Source organism: Streptosporangium sp. NPDC048047 (assembly GCF_040653115.1).
Lineage (GTDB): Bacteria > Actinomycetota > Actinomycetes > Streptosporangiales > Streptosporangiaceae > Streptosporangium.
Window position 1 is genome coordinate 193,071 of record NZ_JBEZNH010000001.1, and the last position, 17,226, is coordinate 210,296.

Sequence of the window (17,226 nt, forward strand, 5' to 3'; positions counted from 1 at the left end):
CGTCTCGATTCATGAGATCCGCGGGCGTGGATTTGGGACGGTCTGCTAACGTGCTAGACATGCTGCGCGGGCTGCTTCTTAGCTGCCGCGACGAGGGCCTGTAAGAGGTCGGCCCCCTCGTCGCGGAGCGAGCCATGCGCGTCGGCCACGATCGTTTCCCACGTCGAGGAGCCATTGCATGTATCCGCAGCAGCAGCCCAGTCCCATGCCGTTCCGGCGTTACCAGCCCTTCGCCCCGGTCAGGCTCGACGACCGCACCTGGCCCGGCAAGGTCATCGAGACCGCGCCCCGGTGGTGCGCGGTGGACCTGCGTGACGGCAACCAGGCGCTGATCGACCCGATGGACGCCCACCGCAAGCTCAAGATGTTCGAGCTGCTGGTGCAGACCGGCTACAAGGAGATCGAGGTGGGCTTCCCCGCCGCCTCGCAGACCGACTTCGACTTCGTACGGCAGATCATCGAAGAGGACCGGATCCCCGAGGACGTGGTGATCCAGGTCCTGACCCAGGCCAGGCCCGAGCTGATCGAGCGGACCTTCGAGTCGCTGCGCGGCGCCAGGCAGGCCATCGTCCACCTGTACAACTCCACCTCCACGCTGCAGCGCCGCGTGGTGTTCGGCCAGGACCGCGAGGGCATCACCGCGATCGCGGTCGAGGGCGCCAAGCTCTGCAGGAAGCTGGCGGCCGAGCTGGAGGACACCGAGATCTACTTCCAGTACTCGCCCGAGTCCTTCACCGGGACCGAGCTGGAGTACGCCGTGGAGGTCTGCAACGCCGTCAACGACGTCTGGCAGCCCACCCCCGACCGCAAGGTCATCGTGAACCTGCCGGCCACCGTGGAGATGGCCACCCCCAACGTCTACGCCGACCAGATCGAGTGGATGCACCGCAACCTCGCCTACCGCGACTCGATCGTGCTGTCGCTGCACCCGCACAACGACCGGGGCACCGCCGTGGCCGCCGCCGAGCTGGGCTACATGGCCGGGGCCGACCGCATCGAGGGCTGCCTGTTCGGCAACGGCGAGCGCACCGGCAACGTGTGCCTGGTCACGCTGGGGATGAACCTGTTCTCCCAGGGCGTCGACCCCGAGGTCGACCTGTCCGACATCGACGAGATCCGCCGGGTCACCGAGTACTGCAACCAGCTGCCGGTCCACCCCCGCCACCCCTGGGGCGGCGAGCTGGTCTACACCGCCTTCTCCGGGTCCCATCAGGACGCGATCAAGAAGGGCCTGGAGCACCTGGAGCGCGACGCGGCCGCCGCGGGCGTCCCGGTGGACGAGTTCCCGTGGGCCGTGCCGTACCTGCCGATCGACCCCAAGGACATCGGCCGCACCTACGAGGCGGTCATCAGGGTCAACAGCCAGTCCGGCAAGGGCGGCGTCTCCTACATCATGAAGGCCGACCACAACCTCGACCCGCCGCGCCGCCTGCAGATCGAGTTCTCCCGGGTCGTCCAGGCCCGCACCGACACCCTCGGCGGGGAGGTGAACCCGGCCGAGATGTGGGAGGTCTTCTCCGACGAGTACCTGCCGAACCCGGCGCGCCCGTGGGGCAGGCTGGGCCTGCTCGCGCACCGCGGCGTCTCCACGGTCGACGAGAAGGACGTCATCAGCGTCGACCTGCGGCTGGACGGCGAGATCCGCGAGGCCGAGGGCGTGGGCAACGGTCCCATCTCCGCCTTCTGTGACGCCCTGACGCGGATCGGCTTCCCGGTGCGCGTCCTGGACTACGCGGAGCACGCCATGAGCGCCGGCACCGACGCCAAGGCGGCCTCCTACATCGAGTGCGAGGTGGCGGGCCAGGTGCTGTGGGGTGTGGGCATCGACTCCAACACCACGACCGCCTCGCTCAAGGCCGTCATCTCCGCCGTCAACCGCGCCGCCCGCTGAGGGTTCCGGTCCCGTCCGGGCCCACCCGCCCGGACGGGACCTGACCGCGCCGGCCGTACGGCGTGCTCCGGGCACCGCCGTACGGCTCGCGGGGGAGTCGCGGGCCTTTCCGGGCCGTGGGGCGGGTGCTCAGGTCGCGGACACCGGTACGGCGGCGGCGCGGGCCTTGTCGAAGTTGGCGACGTAGCGCCGGTAGATGGTCTTGTCGTTGAGCCGCAGCATGGTCTCGTCGTTGTGGCGCAGCGACGTCTCGTTGTAGTTGTGGCTGCCGGTGAAGACCCAGCGGGCGTCGCGGTCCCCGTCGTAGGAACCCTCGACCAGCAGGTACTTGGAGTGGATGCGGCCGGGCAGCGCGTTCCCGTCGCCGAGGGCGCGCAGCTCGACGCGGGGCTCGGCCAGCAGCAGCCGCCTGACCTCGTCGTCCATGATCCCGTAGACGATCTGCACCGAGCAGCCCTGGGCGGCGAGATCGCGGAGCCGCTCGGGGATCGCGACGCGGTGGGCGTCCCACTCCGACATCCCGACGCGGAGCTTCGTGCGGCCCTCGCAGGAGACCTTGTCGAGGTACTCGACGACGGGGTCGGTGGAGGCGTCCGTGCCCGCCCGCGGGAAGAAGTGCGCCCGCACCGAGCCGCCGGCCGCGCCGGTGCTGACGACGCGGTAGTAGTCGAGGTTCTTCCGCTCCGCCGCGAGGTCGGCGAAGTAGCCGTCGTACGCCTGGTACAGCCGCCGGTTGCCGGGCAGGACGACCGCGTTGTTCCAGTACGTCGTGGAGTTCAGGTCGGTGAGGTTGGCCGACGACTGCACGACCACGTTCGAGGCCCGGCCCGTCCGGGAGAACGTGTAGAACTTGTTGTGCTGCCCCTTGTCCCCGATGCAGGCCGCCGTGCCGCCCGACATCGGGCCGGTGCAGACGTGCACCCACGATCCGGCCGAGGTGTCCGTGCCCAGCTCGGCCGCCAGCCGCGACGCCACGGTGGCGCCGCGCTTGTCGCCGTCCAGGATCACCCGCACCTCGACGCCGCGCCGGTGGGCCTCGGCGAGCTCCTCGGCGAACTCCGTGCCGGCCGTACCGGACATGACGAAGTGCGCGACCTGGATCCGCGCCCCCGCGGGGGTCTGGCGGACCAGGCCGCAGAGCCTGCGCACGATGGCGGCCGGGTCGCCCCCGACGGGCTCGCTGAAGACGGCGTCCGTGGTGACCGGGGTGTCCGGGGCGCTCGCGCAGACGCCGCCGCTCGCCGCGGTCGTGTCGCCCGTCGCGATCCTGGACGGGCCGGTGGCGGGTCCGGGAACGGCGGCCTGAAGCCCGGGACAACGGCCGGCGAACTTCTCCAGTGTGATTCACCTCTCTTCGGGAGGCCCGAACCGCGTGTGGGGCGGCCGCCCCCGGTTTCCGCAGAATGAAGTTCCACCCAGAAGGGTTGCGGCCCACACGTCGGGTACGGCAGTCCCCGCCGCAATGGAACGCGGCGGGCCGCCGGGGAACCGGCCGGCCCGCCGCTCGGGGACAGGGGAAAGACATGCAACGCAACACCATCGTGCGCTCCGTGCACGATCTCGGCATGGCCGCCTGGTTCGGCGGATCGCTGATGGGCGCCGTCGGTCTCAACGGCGCCGCCTCGGCGGTCGACGACCGGAGCGAGCGGACGAGGGTGGCCAACGTCGGATGGAGCCGGTGGACACCGGTCAACGCCGCGGGGATCGCCGCCAACCTCATCGGCTCGGCCGCCGTGCTGTCGGCCAACAAGGGCCGTGTCGCGACCCAGAGCGGCGTCGGGAAGAGCAGCACCGCCAAGGCGGCGCTGACCGCGGGGGCCATGGTCGCCACCGCCTACAGCAGGGCGCTGGGAAAGAAACTGGAGCGCGCGGGCGACGTGCCCGCCGAGGGCGCCCTGGAGCCCGGCAAGGAGACCCTGGAGGACGTCGCCCGGGTGCAGCGGCGGTTGCGCGTCGTGCAGTGGGTCATCCCCGCCATGACCGGCGGCCTCGTCGTCCTGAACGCCCTGCACGGCGAGCAGCAGCGGCCGAACCAGGTCTTCGGCGGCATCGCGCGCCGGGTGCTCGGCAGGGGATAGGGACGCGCCCCCGGCACGTCCCGTGTGCCGGGGACGCGGTCTCCGCGACCGTCGTCGCGGGGACCCGTCGTCCGCCGGCCGGGCGGGGAGCCCTCAGCCGCCGTGGGCGCCGTGGAACGGCGTGGTCACGCCCTCGTAGTCCAGGTGCAGGACCATCCCCTGGTCGGCGTGGGCGAGGTTGTGGCAGTGGTTCATCCACATGCCCGGGTTGGCGGCGCGGAAGGCGACCTCCCACACCTCGCCGGGACGCACGTCGAAGGTGTCCAGCCACAGCGGGCTGCCGCCCGTCGCCCGCCCGTCACGGGAGAGCACCAGCACCCGATGCCCGTGCAGGTGCCAGGGATGGGTGTCACGGCTCCGGTTGACGACGGTGAAGCGGACGAGCTCGCCGTCCCTGACGACCTGGGTGGGGATGGACGGGAACGCGCGGCCGTTGACCGTGTGCGCGTACATCGGCCGGCCGCCGGAGAACGTCAGGCCGCGGTCGAGCACGAGGGTGAACCGCCGGTCGAAGCGGTTGCCGGAGCCGAACGGCGTGCCGGCCGGGGTCCCGTACCGGGTGATGTCGAGCTCCGGCCAGCTCGCGCCGTCCCCGGCGCTCCCCGCGGCGCCCGCGGGTCCGGCCGCCCCGGAACCGGCCCCCGGGGCGGTTCCCGATCCGGACTCCGACGCGGGCGCCGGGCTCGCCGACGGAGCGGGCGCCGAGGCGCCCCCGGCGCCCTCCCGCGATGACAGCCGCAGACCCTCCGTACGGTCGTCCACCGCGAGCAGCACCGTCCGCGCCGCGGGCATGGTGAACGCCAGGTCGTAACGGCCTCCCGCGGGCAGCCGAAGCCCGGTCCTGCCCAGCCCGCCGGGGCCGTTCAGGTCCTGCCCGTCCACGGCCACCAGCCGGTACGGCGTGCCCGCCAGGGTGAACCGGTGCGGCGTGTCGTCGGTGTTGACCAGGCGGAGCCGTACGGGGGTCCCGGGGGCGGCGGACCGTTCGATCGTCCGGTCCTGGTCGCCGAGCACCGTCGCGCCCCCGAAGGTGTGCACCGGCAGCGTGAGATCCAGTCCCGCCGCGGACACGTCCGGTCCGCCGGAGCCGCCGTCCCGCGTCCGCCCGCTCTCCCCGCCGGACGCCGCACCGGGTCCGGAGCCGGAGCCGGAGTCGGAGCCGGAACCGGCCGGTCCGCCGGCCCGGGGGCTGACCACCAGCGTGCCGTAGAGACCCTTCCGGACGCCGATGTCGGAGACCTCGTGCGTGTGGTACCAGTAGGTCCCCGCCTGGTCCGCCAGGAACCGGTAGGTGAACTCCTGACCGGGCCGTACGGCGTCCTGGGTCAGGCCCGGGACCCCGTCCTCGCCGGCGGGCACGTCGTAGCCGTGCCAGTGGATCGTCACGCCCGACGTGACGTCGGCGTTGCGCAGCCGTACCTCGATCAGGTCGCCCTCGACGGCGGTGATCGGCGGGCCGGGCACGCGGCCGTCGAAGGTCCACGCCGCCACGCGCCGCCCGGAGGACAGGGTGACGGTGGCGGTGCGGGCGGTCAGCGTGAACCTGCGCACCGTGCCGCCCGGCGCGGGTTCGGAGGGGCCGCGCAGCGCGGTCACCGGCCGGGCGTCTCCCACCGCGGCTCCGCGCGTCTCCGGCGCGTGCTCTCCCATGGCGTCCACGCCGGTCGCGTGCTCACCGGCGGTGTGGGCTCCGGTGGCGTCCGCCGTACGGCCGTCCGCCCGGTGCCCGGCGGCCATGTGGCCGCTCGGCGGCCCGCCGCCCGCGTCGGTCTCCGGGGCGGGGACGAACGCCAGCCCCGTCCCGGCGAGCCCCGCCGCCAGTGCCGCCGCGACGGCGACCCTCGTGGCGGGCGCCGGAAGGGGCACGGGGGTGGAGACGATCCGCCAGGTGAGGAGCACGGCCGCCCCGACCAGGGCCACCGTGACCAGCCCGGCGCTCCAGGTCGCCGGGTATCCGAGCAGCAGCGCGTACACCGGCCCGGCCACGGCCGCGTAGCCGGCGCCGAGCAGCGGGACGACGACGGCGGGCCGCCCCGCGAGGTCCGCTCCGCCTCCGCGGGCCGCCCTGACCAGGCGCGGCCCCGCCACCGCCGCCGCGACCAGTCCGGCGACGGTGAGCAGCGGCACCGTGAGGGTGATCTTCTCCTGGACGAACCACCAGCCCGCTCCGGCCAGCACGGCGGCGGTGACGGCGCGGGCCACCGACAGGACGGCCGCCGCGACGAACAGGGCCAGCGCGATCCCGGACCGCCGGGCGGCCGCCGCCGCGCCCGCCCCCAGCCACGCCACGGCGACCAGGACCGAGACCAGCAGGTCGAACGTGATGAGGGTGGCGACGCTCATGACACGCGCGCCGCGGGCTCTCCCGGTGCCATCCCGCCGGACGCGGCTCCGGCCGGGGCCGCCGCCAGAGCCCTGGCCCGTCGCAGGACCGTCCCGGCCGCCCCCATGACGGCCAAGCCGTTGATCGCGTGCAGGCCGAGGACGACCAGGCTCGCGGTGGTGGTGTAGCCGGTGTCGTCGTTCAGCGCCCTGCCCAGGACCACGATCAGCACCTGGACGATCACCAGGCCCAGCGGCAGCAGGGTGAACCCGATCAGCCGTCCGGGTGCCTTGGCCAGGGCCGCGGCCACGGTGGCCAGCAGCGACAGGATCGGGATGGCCATCATGCCGAACGTGTCGTGCAGCGCGAACGAGCCCTCCTCCATGGGCCTGTCGAACGCGCCGACCGCCGCGAAGTAGAACTGCACGACCACGGAGGCCAGCAGCAGGCCGGCCAGCACGACGTAGACCTTGCGCACGGTTCGCTCCTTCCTGTTCCATCGCTTCCGCCCGTCGTCGGACGGTCACTGGCGATGGTGTCCGACACGGCCCGCGCTGTCGTCCGCCGGACGGAGGCGAACGGCCTACTCTCGGTGCGGTACGGATCACCCTCTCGTAGTACGCCGCCCGCGGTGCCCGCCGTGGCGGGCCGCGGTTCCGGAGGAGGGGCCGGCCGCCTTGAAGAGACCGGCCGTCGGGCCGCGAGTCCGAGGGAGGGCCGGCCGCCGGACGCTCAGCGGCGGCGCGGACCCGCCGGGCGGACCCGCCGGAAGAGCTCGGCGACGTAGCCCACCGCCGCGGCGGGCACGTAGACGACGACCGCCCGGCCGAGCCCGTCCTGCAGGAAGGACTCGGCGAACGGCTCGTCCGGCAGCGTGAGCCGCCGGGACACCACCACGACCAGCAGGCAGCCCGCGAAGGGCACGAGGGCGGCCAGCAGCGGGCGGACGAACGCCGCCCCGCCCCGCCCGGTCGCAACCCGCGCGGCGAAGAACGCCCCGCCGACCAGGAAGAAGGCGACGCACGCCATGTTGACGGCGCTGGCGAGCACGATTCCACGCAGCGGTTTGCCGGCGTAGAGCAGCAGCATGAGGGCGAGCACCAGCCCGCCGGCGATCACGGAGGGAAGCCACGGCCATCGCCTGAGTTCGCTCATGGGTTCACGCTAGCCGCCGACGTGTAGGCTGTCTACATATGATTTCCCGGCCTCGTCCCACCGGTCCGCGCCGAAAACGACCCCGGTTCCAGTACGGCGGGCAACCCGAAGGCCGTGAACACCCCGGCGTCCTGGAAGACCGTGTTACGGCCGACGAGCCCGCCGGCGACGGTGAACACCTGAAGGGTGTGCAGGTGATGGCGGCCGTCCTCCCCGCGCACGTAGGCCGCCGCCGCGGGCTGGCCGTTGGCCGAGGTCGGGACCATCCGCCAGCCGGTGCCCCGCATGGCGAAGACGCGGGCGATGAAACGGCCGTAGGCCGCCCGCCCGGTGAACCAGTCGAGGAACGGCGGCATCTCCAGGACGACGTCCTCGGTCAGCAGCCGCTCCAGCGCCGCGACGTCGGCGTTCTCGAACGCCGTGACGTACCGGTCGATCAGCGCCCGGCGGGCGGGGTCCGCGGGCTCGCCGATGCCGTCCTCGCCGGCCGCAGCCGTCTCGCCGAGCCGCGCGCGGGCGCGCTGCAGGGCGCTGTTCACCGCGGCCGTCGTGGTGCCCAGCGCCTCGGCCACCTCGGCCGCCGGCCAGTCGAGGACGTCGCGCAGGATCAGCACGGCGCGCTGCCGGGCGGGCAGGAACTGCATGGCCGCCACCAGGGCCAGCCGCAGGCTTCCCCGGGCCGCGACGACGGCGGCCGGGTCACCGTGGGCGGGCGGCATCAGCGCGTCCGGGAACGGCTGCAACCAGGGCACCTCCCACCCCGGGGTCAGCGGCCCCTCCGGATCGTCGCCCGGAGCGCCGATCGCCGACGGCAGCGGCCTGCGGTCCCGCTTCTCCAGGGCGGTGAGGCAGGCGTTCGTGGCGATCCGGTACAGCCAGGTGCGCAGCGAGGCTCGCCGCTCGTCGAACCGGTCGTAGGCCCGCCAGGCCCGCAGCATGGTCTCCTGCAGCAGGTCCTCGGCGTCGTGCACCGAGCCCAGCATCCGGTAGCAGTGCGCCAGCAACTCCCCCCGGAACGGCGCCGTACGGCCCGCGAACTCCTCGGCGCCCCCACTCGTCGTCATCGTCGGCTCTCTCCTCGTCGTCCCGGCCGTGACCGGACCCTACTCGTCGGTCCGCCGGTACATACCGCGGAAAGGCCCACGACTCATCGCTGAGGCCGCTCTGGGAGGCGGCCCTGTCGAGTGACACGAAATGCGGATGATCGGAGCGCGAGAGGACGTCATCATGAGCTCGTGCCCCTGTCGCCATCGAGAGGGAGAAAGCGTTACCGCGTCGGCGCTCCGGAAGTACGGGCCGGTGGAGTTCTGGGAATCCGAGAGACTGGAAACCATGACCATGCGCTGCACCCAATGTGACGGCACGGACCTGGAGCCGGGATTCGTCGAGGACGCCGGAGAGCATTCACGGGGATACGGTCGCTGGATCGCGGGTCCTCTGAAGCGCGGCCCGCTCGGCAACGCCAGGCGCATGGGAAAGACGCGCTGGATCATCGAGGCGTTCCGCTGCACCCGCTGCTCCCACCTCGAACTGTTCGCCCGCTCCGAGGAATGAGGCCTGGATGCGGAGCCGGTTAGACCTCGGGTGCGGAGCCGACGGCGGCAGGTGCCCCGAGGCCTGGGCTGATCGGGAAACAGCACTGTGGCCTCGCGAAACTACAAATAACTTTTAGTTCCACGTGTAGCCGGTTCACCGAACTACAAGTGACGACGGCGAGCGATCTCGGCCTGCCGCCCGGACGGGCCTTCATCCGATGAGCCACGTCGGCTCTCGACATGGCCGGGTCGCTCTCGCCGGTCGTCAGCGGCCCTGAGCGGGTCTGCCGCCGAAGCGCCAGGGATGGACCTCCGTACGGCCGTCGCCGCCGGCCGGCAACAGCGCCGCGGCGGTCTCCCGGTCCGGAGCCTCCACCAGGGCCGCCCGGCCGAGCCGCGTCTCACCGTCGAGGGAGAGCAGCTCGCCGTACACGATCAGGTGTTCCGACGTGGCCGGCGCGGGGCCGGGGCCGCCCATGGCGAGCACCAGGAACCGGTCGTAGCCGTCCACGGCCCCGGTGAAGTCCCACATGGTGCGGCCCAGGACGTTGCGGAAGCGGTACAGCAGCACCGACGCGAAGACGCCGGCCCGGTGGTACGGCTCCTCGTGGGCGAACGCGCGGGCGGCCTTCGCATCCGGGAGGTCGACGATGTGCAGGCTGCCCGTCGGCTCGGCCTCGTCGCCATGGTGGGTCAGCGTGGGACCCCGGGCGACCAGCACCTCGGCGTACCCGTCCATGAAGGCCCAGTGGTCCTCGCTCAGATCCACCTTGAGCCCGAACGTGCCGGGACGGTCGCGGCCGTACACGAAATACTCCACGACCGCCCAGCCTAGATGATCTCGGCGCCCCGGCCCGGCATCCCATGGAATCAGCCGTCGCGGAAGAGCCGGTTGCGGGGTGCTTCCCATGATCCATCAACATCCATTAGCCTAAAGTACTAGGAGACTAGATAAATGGTGGAAACAGTGATCGAGTTCTATCTGGACGGCAGGTCGGGCGTCTCGCCGTACCTGCAACTGGTCCAGCAGGTACGGCAGGCGCTGCGGCTCGGCCTGCTGCGTGAGGGCGACCGGCTCCCGACCGTCAAGGAGGTGGTGGCGCGGCTGGCGATCAACCCCAACACGGTGCTCAAGGCCTACCGGGAGCTTGAGCACGAAGGACTGGTGGCCGCCAGGCCCGGCGTCGGGACGTTCGTGACGAGGACGCTGACCGACGCCTCGCTGGCCGCGCACGGGCCGCTGCGTCAGGAGCTGCGCCGCTGGCTGACCAAGGCCCGCCTGGCCGGTCTCGACGACGAGAGCATCGAGGCCCTGTTCATGACGACCTTCCGGACCACCGCTCAGGAGGACATAGCGTGACCGCCGTCTTACAGGCCCGGGGACTGGGCAAGAGGTACGGCAGGCGCTGGGCGCTGCACGAGTGCACCGTCGACATCCCGGCGGGTCACGTCGTCGGGCTGGTCGGTCCCAACGGGGCCGGCAAGACCACGCTGCTGAAGCTGGCCTGCGGTCAGCTCGAACCGACGGCGGGCGGCGTCACCGTGCTCGGCGGCCGGCCGGGAAGCACGCCCGCGCAGCTGGCCAGGGTCGGGTTCGTCGCCCAGGACGCCCCCGTCTACGCGGGACTGACCGTCGCCGAGCACCTGCGGCTGGGGGCGAGGCTCAACCCCCGCTGGGACGACGGCGCGGCGCGGGAGCGCATCGCCCGGCTCGGCATCGACCCCGCCCACCGGGCGGGCGGGTTGTCCGGCGGCCAGCGCGCCCAGCTCGCCCTCACCCTGGGCCTGGCCAAACGGCCCGAGCTGCTGATCCTGGACGAGCCGGTCGCCGCGCTCGACCCGCTGGCCCGCCGCGAGTTCATGGGGGGACTGATGGAGGCCGTCGCCGAGCACGAGTTCAGCGTCGTCCTCTCCTCCCACCTGGTCTCCGACCTGGAACGGGTCTGCGACTACCTGATCGTCCTCGTCGACTCGCGCGTCCGGGTCGCCGGGGAGATCGACACGCTGCTGAGCACCCACCACCGGCTCACCGGCCCGCGCCGCGACCCCGGCAGGCTCCCCGCCGACCAGCACGTGGTCTCCGCACACCACACCGACCGGCAGAGCACGTACGTGGTCCGCACCGACGCGCCGATCCACGACCCCGCCTGGACGGTCAGCCGGCTCGGCCTGGAGGACCTCGTCCTGGCCCACATGGACGGGTCCGTCACCGACGACCGGCGGGTCGCCCTGGAGGTGCGGCGATGATCTGGCTGACCTGGCGTCAGTTCCGCGGCTCGGCCGCGATGACGGCCGCCGTCCTCGTCGTCCTCACCGCCGTCCTGGCCCTGACCGGCCCGGACCTGGCCTCCCGCTACTCCGCGGGGATCGCCGCCTGTACGAGGGACGACACCTGCGAGCGCTTCTACGACCGCTTCTTCAACGGCCACCAGCTGCCCTTCCTGGCCGTCAGCCTCGTCGTGCTGCTCCTGCCCGTCCTCCTCGGGCTCTTCTGGGGAGCACCGCTGATCACCCGCGAACTGGAGGCGGGCACCCACCTGCTGGTGTGGAACCAGAGCGTCACCCGCGGTCGCTGGCTGGCGGTCAAGCTCGGCCTCATCGGCCTGACCGCCACGGCCGCCGCCTGCCTGTGCGGCCTCGTGGTGACCTGGTGGTCCGGCCCCCTGGACAGGTCGGCCGTTCCCGAACTGGCCGTGATGGCCCCCCTGGTCTTCGGCGCGCGCGGCATCACTCCGATGGGGTACGCGGCCTTCGCCGTCGTCCTGGGCGTGACCGTCGGCATGCTGGTGCGCCGCACTCTGCCCGCCGTGGCCCTCACCCTGACCGCCTTCGTCGCGGTCCAGTTCGCCGTGCCGCTGCTGGTCCGGCCCCACCTGATGTCCCCGATCACGGCGACCTTCGAGATCAGCCAGGCGAACGTGCCCGGAATCGCCATCGACGGGGAGACCGGATCCGCGCACATCGTGCTGAGGCCGGTCGTTCCCGGTCATCCCGGCGCCTGGGCCCTGTCCAGCGACCTCCTCGACCCGTCCGGGCGCACGATCGCCCACGTCGGAGAGGAAGGCCCCGTCAGCGTCTCCACCACGTCGGGCCCCTGCGCGCCGATGGGAAGATCACCGGAAATGGGCGCGTGCCTGGCCGAGGTCAACGGCCTCGGCTACCGGCAGCGGGCGACCTACCACCCCCTTGAGCGCTTCTGGCCCTTCCAGTGGATCGAGACCGGGATCTACGCCCTGCTCACCGCCGGTCTCACGGGGTTCTGCTTCTGGTGGATCCGCAGGCGTCTGTCATGACGTGCCGTGCCGAGGTCATCGGTGAGCACGGCACCCCGGGCATCCGATCACCGAAGGAGACGATCACGGCCGCCGTCAGGGCCGCGGCCGCCGGGCTCGCCCTCCTGCTGGCGGCGGCCTGCACCACGCCGCCGCCGCCGCGCAGCCAGGCGGGCACGGCCGCCGGCACGGTCTGCTCGCGGCCTCACGGAATCCCCGGGGCGGAGACGGCCACCACGGTCGACGTCATCGAACAGGCGTACTTCTGCATCCTCAGCGACCACTACGGCGGCGCCACCCTGGACGCGCGCTCGCTGCTGACAGCCGGATTCGCCGCCCTGATCCAGGAGCTGAACCGCGACGGGCGCGACCTGCCCGAGGCGACGATGCCCGCGCTGACCGGTGATCGCGGAGCCGACTGGGCCGCCTTCGAAGCCGCCTACCGGAAGATCACCGATCAGGTCCCCGGCCTGCGCGACAGGCTGGCCGTCGTCACCCTCGAGGCCATCGTGGCCGCCCTCGGCGACGACCACGCCCGCTGGACGCACGATGTCAGAACGCCGCCCGACCACTACGACGGTGACGGCTACGACCTGGGTGTCGAGGCGAACGTCAGCGGCCCGCAGGTGGACGGCGACCCCGGTGCCGCGCTCCCCCCGCTGTTCGTCACCGCCGTGCCGGGCGGCGCGGCGCGGGCCGCCGGGCTGCGCCCCGGCGACGTCATCGAATCGATCAACGGCTCGGCGCCCTTCGTCGACGGGAGGGCCGGTCCCGCGATCGCCGCCCTCTACCCGCGCTATCCGGAGGCGCGCCCGGTCGAACTGCGGCTCCTGCGGCGGAGCACCGGCCGCCGCTGGACCGTCACGCTCAAGCCCGGCCTCTACCCGCAGGATCCGGCCACCCTGCGGGTGGTGACGTCGAAGCTGCTGGACGGCGACGTCGTCTACGTACGGCTGCGCGGGTTCGCCTCCGACTCCGCGAACAGGGTTCTCAAGGCCGTCTCCAGGCTGCGCGCGGGCCGGACGCCGGCCGGCCTCGTGCTGGACCTGCGCGGCAACGGCGGCGGCAGTCCCGCGGAGGCGACCCGGCTGGTGAGCGCGTTCGTCCACGGCAGGGTCACCGCCTACCAGTGCACCGTGGACGACAGGTGCCAGGCCATGTGGACCGACGGCACCGTCGAGCTGCTCGGCCTGCCGCTGGTGGTGCTCATCGACCGCGGCTGCGCCTCGGCCTGCGAGCACTTCAGCGCCGCGGTCAAGGACCTGCGCGCCGGCCGGCTGGTCGGCACCAGGACCGCCGGGGTCGTCTCCGGCCCGGCGCAGCCGTACCTGCTCAGGAACAACACGGTCCTGAGCCTCCCCGCCAGGCACCACCTGGGGCCTGACCGTGAGGTGATCGACCGGATCGGCGTGCCGCCCGACCACCACGTGCCCCCGACCCCGGAGGACGCGGCCGCCGGGCGCGACCCCGCGCTGGTCAAGGCCCTGGCCCTGCTGCATGAGTGAATCGGACCTCTCCATGAGACAGTTCCTGGCCGTCGTCGCGGGACCGGCCGTCCTGACCGCCCTGACAACCCTGGCCGTCCTGGCCGTTCTGACAGTGTCCGCCTGCTCCACGCCCACGCCGCCCCGGACCGGCGCCCCGTCGGTCACGCCGACCGGCCCGGCGGCCCTGCCCGCCCCGAACGGTCCCCACCCGGTCGGCACCACCGCCCTGTACCTGAAGGACACCTCCCGCCCTGATCCGTGGAACCTCGACGCCGACGCCAGAGAACTCAAGGTCACCCTGTGGTACCCGACCGGGCGGCGGGACGGGCCTCGGGCGCCGTACATGACGCCCGAGGAGTCGGAGCTCCTGCTGAAGGGCAAGGGGATCGCCGGCGCGCCGTACGACACGCTGAGCAGGACGCGCACGAACGCCGTCAAGGACGCCGCCCCCGCCGGACGGAGGCTTCCGCTGGTGGTGCTCTCGCCGGGCTTCACCGAGCCGGTGAGCACGCTCACCTCCCTGGCCGAGGACCTGGCCGGCCGGGGGTACGTCGTGGCCGGGATCGACCACACCTACGAGAGTCACGCCACGACCCTCCCCGGCGGGCGGGTCGCCGGATGCCTCGCCTGCGACAGCGACACCGACCCGGGCTTCGGCACGGGCGTGGTCCGGGGCCGGGCCGCCGACGTCTCCTTCGTGCTCGACCGGCTGATCTCCGGGTGGGGCGGGCACGGCCTGATCGACCGCACCCGGATCGCGATGGCGGGTCAGTCGATCGGCGGGGCCGCGGCCCTGGCGGCCATGGTGGAGGACTCCCGCGTGCGGGCCGGGATCGACATGGACGGCACCACCTACGCCCGGATCCCCCGGAGCGGCCTCTCCCGGCCGTTCATGTTCATGGGTTCGCCGCAGCACGTCCCGGGGGGCCGCGACGCCTCGTGGGACCGTGACTGGAAGCGGCTGACCGGGTGGAAGCGCTGGCTGGTGCTGTCCGGCAGCGAACACGGCTCCTTCACCGACTCGCCGCTGCTGGAGGACGCCCTCGGCATCAGGAACCCTCCCGGCGTCCTGCCCGCGGCGCGGTCCGCCGAGCTCGTCCGCTCGTACGTGGCGGCCTTCCTCGACCGGCACCTGAAGTCACGGCGGCAGCCCCTCCTGGACGGGCCGTCACCGCGCTTCCCCGAGGCCGGGTTCTGCCCCGGGGCGTGCGGCCGATCCTGAGGTCACACGCGCCATGTCCGAGGTCATGCCCCTTCGAGGGCCGGCCTGGTGCGGCTCCCGGGATCGGCCGGGAGCCGCGGCGTGATGAGCGCGGTGACGGGCTCAGAGGGGCAGGCCGAGATAGGCGGCGTGGGAGCGCATGGCGTGGTCGAAGGCCGGGCCGCGGTCGAGGATCGCGTTGTTGAACTGGCCGAACAGCTCGAAATTGACCCAGCCGAACAGGCCGGTCCAGGCGACCAGGGCGCGGGCGATCACGTCGTCGGGGACGTCCGGGATGATCCCCCGTACCCGGGCGGCGTCCTCGGCGAACGACGCGGCCGGGGGAGGGGTGAGGTCGGGCGGGTTCAGCGCCCCGGCGTGGAGGGCGTCGGAGACGATGCGGCCGTAGACGACGGTGTCGCGCACGGCCGCGGCGACGGTGTCCTGCGGCGCCTGGTAGCCGGGCACGGGCGAGCCGTACAGCAGGGCGTACTCGTGCGGGTGGGCCAGCGCCCAGTCCCGTACGGCGTGGCAGACCGCCAGCCACCGGCCGGTGTGGTCCTCGCGGGGCACGGCCGCGTCGGCGTTCTCCACGGCTTCGCCGAGGGCGTTGTAGGCGTCGAGGATCAAGGTCGTGAGGAGGTCGTCCCGGGAGGGGAAGTAGCGGTAGATCGCCGAGGAGACCATGCCCATCTCCCGGGCGACGGCCCTCAGTGAGAGCCCCGCGGCCCCCTCGGTGGCGAGCTGCCGGCGCGCGATGTCGGCGATCTCCCTGGTCAGCTCGGCTCTGACCCGTTCCCGTGCTGTTCGGCTTGAGCTCATGGTCAGGACGATATCAGAGCGGCGGAAATAAAAGAGAGCACTGCTCTTGACGAGGGTCTCTCTTTTGAGAGAGCATTGCTCTCACAACGAAGCAACGATCTCATCGGAGCCCCCCATGCTGAACCTCGCCAAAGGCGCGAACCTCCTCGTCATGTTCCTGCTGGAGCTGGGCGTCCTCGTCGCGGCGGGGGTCTGGGGCTTCACCGCCGGAGCGAACTGGCCGATGAGGCTGCTCCTCGGGCTGGGCGCCCCGGTGGCGTTCGCCGTGGTCTGGGCGGTCTTCGGCGCGGGCGGCGGCGCCAACGCGCCGATCCCGGCCACCGGACTCGGCCGGGTCGCCCTGGAGGTCATCTGGTTCGGCGGCGGCGCGGCGGCCCTGGTGGCGGCCGGCCGTCCCGGAGCGGGAGCGCTGCTCGCCGCGGTCTTCCTCGTCAACGCGGGGCTGCGGCTGCTGTGGAACCAGTGAGAAGCAGTGAGGGCCGGTGAGAGACCAGTGAGAGTGAGAGGGAGAGCGACCATGAGCAAGCACGTCGTCGCGGGGGCCGGGCAGATCGGCTCGCAGGTGGCCCGGCTGCTGGCCGAGCGGGGTGACGAGGTGGTCCTCGTCAGCCGTTCCGGCTCCGGCCCCGAACTGCCGGGCGTCCGCCGGATCGCCGCGGACGTGGCCGACCGCGACCGGATGGCCGGCCTCACCAGGGGCGCCGCCACCCTGTTCAACTGCGTCAACCCGCCCTACCACCGCTGGGCCGAGGCGTGGCCCCCGATGGCCGCCTCCATGCTGGGCGCCGCCGAGACCTCCGGCGCCGGATACGTGATCCTCGGCTGCCTGTACGGCTACGCCGCCCCCGACCGGCCGATGCGCGAGAGCGACCCGCTCACCCCGCCCAGCGCCAAGGGCGCCATCCGGGTGCGGCTGTGGCGCGACGCCCTGGCCGCGCACGAGGCCGGCCGGGTCAGGGTGACCGAGCTGCGGGCCTCCGACTACTTCGGCCCCGGCTCGCTGGACCAGGCGCACCTGGGGGAGAGGTTCGTCCCCCGGCTGCTCTCGGGGAAGGTCGCCCGCTTCATCGGCGACCCCGGGCAGCCGCACAGCTGGACCTACACCCCCGACGTGGCGCGGGCCCTGGTGACGGCGGCCGGGGACGACCGGGTCTGGGGACGCGCCTGGCACGTCCCCACCGACGCGCCGCTGCCGGCCGCCCAGGTCGCCGACCGGTTGTGCGAGCTGGCCGGCGTCCGCAACCCGGGCGTCAGGGCGATGCCGCACTGGCTGGTCCGCGCCGGGGGCGCCTTCTCGCCCATGCTCGGCGAGCTGGAGGAGCTGCGATACCAGTTCACCCGGCCCTTCGTTCTCGACTCCACCGATTTCCAGACGACCTTCGGCATGTCGCCCACCCCGCTCGACGAGGCGCTGACCTCGACGATCGCGTGGTGGCGGAACCGTCTCGCGGCGGCGGCGTAG

General features: G+C 72.8%; 18 protein-coding genes. 11 read left to right on the forward strand and 7 right to left on the reverse strand.

Features of this window, described 5'->3' with window-relative positions; genetic code table 11:
- The first annotated feature begins 178 nt into the window (after window positions 1-178).
- On the forward strand, window positions 179-1,891 hold the full coding sequence (gene leuA / locus AB0D67_RS00890; protein ID WP_362928393.1) for a 2-isopropylmalate synthase: 1,713 nt from the start codon (window positions 179-181) through the stop codon (window positions 1,889-1,891).
- A 129-nt stretch (window positions 1,892-2,020) separates the two neighbouring features.
- Here leuA and AB0D67_RS00895 read toward each other — a convergent pair whose 3' ends face one another.
- A complete protein-coding gene (locus tag AB0D67_RS00895) occupies window positions 2,021-2,971 on the reverse strand; it encodes a phosphatidylserine/phosphatidylglycerophosphate/cardiolipin synthase family protein (RefSeq protein WP_362928395.1) in 951 nt (316 codons plus the stop codon).
- On the opposite strand from AB0D67_RS00895, the gene AB0D67_RS00900 reads away from it, so the two are divergent.
- Both AB0D67_RS00900 and AB0D67_RS00905 read left to right on the forward strand, forming a co-directional pair.
- The gene (locus tag AB0D67_RS00900) at window positions 2,970-3,197 is read left to right on the forward strand and encodes a hypothetical protein (RefSeq protein ID WP_362928397.1); all 228 of its coding nucleotides are present in this window, start codon (window positions 2,970-2,972) and stop codon (window positions 3,195-3,197) included. The genes AB0D67_RS00895 and AB0D67_RS00900 overlap by 2 nt on opposite strands.
- 217 nt (window positions 3,198-3,414) lie before the next feature.
- A complete protein-coding gene (locus tag AB0D67_RS00905) occupies window positions 3,415-3,969 on the forward strand; it encodes a hypothetical protein (protein WP_362928399.1) in 555 nt (184 codons plus the stop codon).
- 93 nt (window positions 3,970-4,062) lie between these two features.
- On the opposite strand, the gene AB0D67_RS00910 is transcribed toward AB0D67_RS00905, so the two are convergent.
- The 4 genes from AB0D67_RS00910 to AB0D67_RS00925 form a co-directional block, all read right to left on the reverse strand.
- Window positions 4,063-6,312: a multicopper oxidase family protein gene (locus AB0D67_RS00910; protein WP_362928401.1), complete on the reverse strand. Its 2,250-nt coding sequence runs from the start codon at window positions 6,310-6,312 to the stop codon at window positions 4,063-4,065.
- Window positions 6,309-6,770: a DUF6220 domain-containing protein gene (locus tag AB0D67_RS00915; RefSeq protein ID WP_362928403.1), complete on the reverse strand. Its 462-nt coding sequence runs from the start codon at window positions 6,768-6,770 to the stop codon at window positions 6,309-6,311. The genes AB0D67_RS00910 and AB0D67_RS00915 overlap by 4 nt, the downstream gene beginning before the upstream one ends.
- A gap of 254 nt (window positions 6,771-7,024) precedes the next feature.
- The gene (locus tag AB0D67_RS00920) at window positions 7,025-7,447 is read right to left on the reverse strand and encodes a hypothetical protein (protein ID WP_362928405.1); all 423 of its coding nucleotides are present in this window, start codon (window positions 7,445-7,447) and stop codon (window positions 7,025-7,027) included.
- Between the two features lie 32 nt (window positions 7,448-7,479).
- Window positions 7,480-8,511 (reverse strand): sigma-70 family RNA polymerase sigma factor, encoded by a 1,032-nt coding sequence (locus tag AB0D67_RS00925; RefSeq protein WP_362928407.1) that lies wholly within the window; start codon window positions 8,509-8,511, stop codon window positions 7,480-7,482.
- 268 nt (window positions 8,512-8,779) lie between these two features.
- On the opposite strand from AB0D67_RS00925, the gene AB0D67_RS00930 reads away from it, so the two are divergent.
- Window positions 8,780-9,001 (forward strand): hypothetical protein, encoded by a 222-nt coding sequence (locus tag AB0D67_RS00930; RefSeq protein ID WP_362928409.1) that lies wholly within the window; start codon window positions 8,780-8,782, stop codon window positions 8,999-9,001.
- 246 nt (window positions 9,002-9,247) lie between these two features.
- Here the strand turns inward: AB0D67_RS00930 and AB0D67_RS00935 are convergent, their stop codons facing one another.
- Complete coding sequence (locus AB0D67_RS00935; RefSeq protein ID WP_362928411.1) at window positions 9,248-9,802, reverse strand: YciI family protein; 555 nt, start codon at window positions 9,800-9,802, stop codon at window positions 9,248-9,250.
- A 135-nt stretch (window positions 9,803-9,937) separates the two neighbouring features.
- Here AB0D67_RS00935 and AB0D67_RS00940 point away from each other — a divergent pair, with 135 nt between their 5' ends.
- From AB0D67_RS00940 to AB0D67_RS00960, 5 genes are read left to right on the forward strand one after another with little or no spacing between them, the layout of a single operon-like run.
- Window positions 9,938-10,342, forward strand: a complete 405-nt coding sequence (locus tag AB0D67_RS00940; RefSeq protein ID WP_362928413.1) for a GntR family transcriptional regulator — start codon at window positions 9,938-9,940, stop codon at window positions 10,340-10,342.
- Window positions 10,339-11,229, forward strand: a complete 891-nt coding sequence (locus tag AB0D67_RS00945) for an ABC transporter ATP-binding protein (protein ID WP_362928415.1) — start codon at window positions 10,339-10,341, stop codon at window positions 11,227-11,229. Before AB0D67_RS00940 ends, AB0D67_RS00945 begins: the two co-directional genes overlap by 4 nt.
- Window positions 11,226-12,275: an ABC transporter permease gene (locus AB0D67_RS00950; RefSeq protein ID WP_362928417.1), complete on the forward strand. Its 1,050-nt coding sequence runs from the start codon at window positions 11,226-11,228 to the stop codon at window positions 12,273-12,275. Before AB0D67_RS00945 ends, AB0D67_RS00950 begins: the two co-directional genes overlap by 4 nt.
- On the forward strand, window positions 12,272-13,759 hold the full coding sequence (locus AB0D67_RS00955) for a S41 family peptidase (protein ID WP_362928419.1): 1,488 nt from the start codon (window positions 12,272-12,274) through the stop codon (window positions 13,757-13,759). The genes AB0D67_RS00950 and AB0D67_RS00955 overlap by 4 nt, the downstream gene beginning before the upstream one ends.
- A 13-nt stretch (window positions 13,760-13,772) precedes the next feature.
- On the forward strand, window positions 13,773-14,963 hold the full coding sequence (locus tag AB0D67_RS00960) for an alpha/beta hydrolase (protein WP_362928421.1): 1,191 nt from the start codon (window positions 13,773-13,775) through the stop codon (window positions 14,961-14,963).
- A gap of 102 nt (window positions 14,964-15,065) precedes the next feature.
- On the opposite strand, the gene AB0D67_RS00965 is transcribed toward AB0D67_RS00960, so the two are convergent.
- Window positions 15,066-15,764 (reverse strand): TetR/AcrR family transcriptional regulator, encoded by a 699-nt coding sequence (locus AB0D67_RS00965; protein ID WP_362928424.1) that lies wholly within the window; start codon window positions 15,762-15,764, stop codon window positions 15,066-15,068.
- 115 nt (window positions 15,765-15,879) lie between these two features.
- On the opposite strand from AB0D67_RS00965, the gene AB0D67_RS00970 reads away from it, so the two are divergent.
- Together AB0D67_RS00970 and AB0D67_RS00975 are read left to right on the forward strand one after the other, a co-directional pair.
- The gene (locus tag AB0D67_RS00970; RefSeq protein ID WP_362928426.1) at window positions 15,880-16,230 is read left to right on the forward strand and encodes a YrdB family protein; all 351 of its coding nucleotides are present in this window, start codon (window positions 15,880-15,882) and stop codon (window positions 16,228-16,230) included.
- Window positions 16,231-16,281: 51 nt separating this feature from the next.
- Window positions 16,282-17,226 (forward strand): NAD-dependent epimerase/dehydratase family protein, encoded by a 945-nt coding sequence (locus AB0D67_RS00975; RefSeq protein WP_362928429.1) that lies wholly within the window; start codon window positions 16,282-16,284, stop codon window positions 17,224-17,226.

Coding starts and splice junctions, on each gene's coding strand:
- AB0D67_RS00970 (WP_362928426.1), top strand. CDS start 15,880: ATGCTGAACCTCGCCAAAGGCGCGAACCTCCTCGTCATGTTCCTGCTG.
- AB0D67_RS00960 (WP_362928421.1), top strand. CDS start 13,773: ATGAGACAGTTCCTGGCCGTCGTCGCGGGACCGGCCGTCCTGACCGCC.
- AB0D67_RS00920 (WP_362928405.1), bottom strand. CDS start 7,447: ATGAGCGAACTCAGGCGATGGCCGTGGCTTCCCTCCGTGATCGCCGGC.
- AB0D67_RS00930 (WP_362928409.1), top strand. CDS start 8,780: ATGACCATGCGCTGCACCCAATGTGACGGCACGGACCTGGAGCCGGGA.
- AB0D67_RS00940 (WP_362928413.1), top strand. CDS start 9,938: ATGGTGGAAACAGTGATCGAGTTCTATCTGGACGGCAGGTCGGGCGTC.
- AB0D67_RS00950 (WP_362928417.1), top strand. CDS start 11,226: ATGATCTGGCTGACCTGGCGTCAGTTCCGCGGCTCGGCCGCGATGACG.
- AB0D67_RS00895 (WP_362928395.1), bottom strand. CDS start 2,971: ATGTCCGGTACGGCCGGCACGGAGTTCGCCGAGGAGCTCGCCGAGGCC.
- AB0D67_RS00975 (WP_362928429.1), top strand. CDS start 16,282: ATGAGCAAGCACGTCGTCGCGGGGGCCGGGCAGATCGGCTCGCAGGTG.
- AB0D67_RS00900 (WP_362928397.1), top strand. CDS start 2,970: ATGACGAAGTGCGCGACCTGGATCCGCGCCCCCGCGGGGGTCTGGCGG.
- leuA (WP_362928393.1), top strand. CDS start 179: ATGTATCCGCAGCAGCAGCCCAGTCCCATGCCGTTCCGGCGTTACCAG.
- AB0D67_RS00925 (WP_362928407.1), bottom strand. CDS start 8,511: ATGACGACGAGTGGGGGCGCCGAGGAGTTCGCGGGCCGTACGGCGCCG.
- AB0D67_RS00910 (WP_362928401.1), bottom strand. CDS start 6,312: ATGAGCGTCGCCACCCTCATCACGTTCGACCTGCTGGTCTCGGTCCTG.
- AB0D67_RS00965 (WP_362928424.1), bottom strand. CDS start 15,764: ATGAGCTCAAGCCGAACAGCACGGGAACGGGTCAGAGCCGAGCTGACC.
- AB0D67_RS00905 (WP_362928399.1), top strand. CDS start 3,415: ATGCAACGCAACACCATCGTGCGCTCCGTGCACGATCTCGGCATGGCC.
- AB0D67_RS00955 (WP_362928419.1), top strand. CDS start 12,272: ATGACGTGCCGTGCCGAGGTCATCGGTGAGCACGGCACCCCGGGCATC.